The sequence below is a fragment of the Mesorhizobium sp. M0244 genome (genome assembly GCF_040321795.1).
In the GTDB taxonomy this organism is placed as follows: domain Bacteria; phylum Pseudomonadota; class Alphaproteobacteria; order Rhizobiales; family Rhizobiaceae; genus Mesorhizobium.
The window spans coordinates 1-517 of sequence record NZ_JAMYSE010000249.1 but is presented as its reverse complement, the minus strand read 5'-3'; the positions used below and the strand labels follow the sequence as shown (position 1 = coordinate 517).

Sequence of the window (517 nt, the reverse complement as noted above, 5' to 3'; positions counted from 1 at the left end):
CCCCTGAGTAGGAGGTATCATGGCGCCCATCTGGTTCGTCCCTCCGGTGTTCGTGAAGACTGAAACCGGTGTCAGGCATGGCTGCAACAATGCGAAGGAAGCCCTTGAGCAGCTCAAGATGTGGACCCGGCGAGGGCCTCGCTGGCATAAGGCGGTGACGCTGTGCCTGTCAGCCTTGGAGGACGATCCGATTGACCCTCAGGTGGTCCGAAAGGCCTTTGAGGCTGCCGCCAAGGAAGCCAAGATGTATCTCTCCCCTGAGTAGGAGGTGTTGTGGCAACCCATTTGTTCTCCCCTCCGGTGTACGTCAAGACTGACCGACCTGGGGTCACCTACGGGTGCAACAATGTCGAGGGTGCCGCCGAGGAACTCCTGAAGTGGACCAAGATGGGGCCCAAGTGGCGGAAGGCTGTGCAACTATGTGCGCATTTCGCAAAAGCCGGACAGGGGTTCCGCTAATTCCCGGACAGTGGTTTCGCTAATGTCGGGACAGTTTGGCGGCGTTGGTCCTCGGCTG

1 protein-coding gene is annotated in these 517 nt (G+C 59.4%); it reads left to right on the top strand.

Translation table 11 applies throughout. The features are described 5' to 3' along the window. Positions 1-19: 19 nt before the first annotated feature. A complete protein-coding gene (locus NKJ08_RS38905) occupies positions 20-265 on the top strand; it encodes a DUF982 domain-containing protein (RefSeq protein WP_352786442.1) in 246 nt (81 codons plus the stop codon). The last annotated feature ends 252 nt before the right edge of the window (positions 266-517 follow it).

What these genes read in the sequence shown, in the direction of transcription:
- NKJ08_RS38905 (WP_352786442.1), top strand. Translation starts at nt 20, where the DNA reads ATGGCGCCCATCTGGTTCGTCCCTCCGGTGTTCGTGAAGACTGAAACC.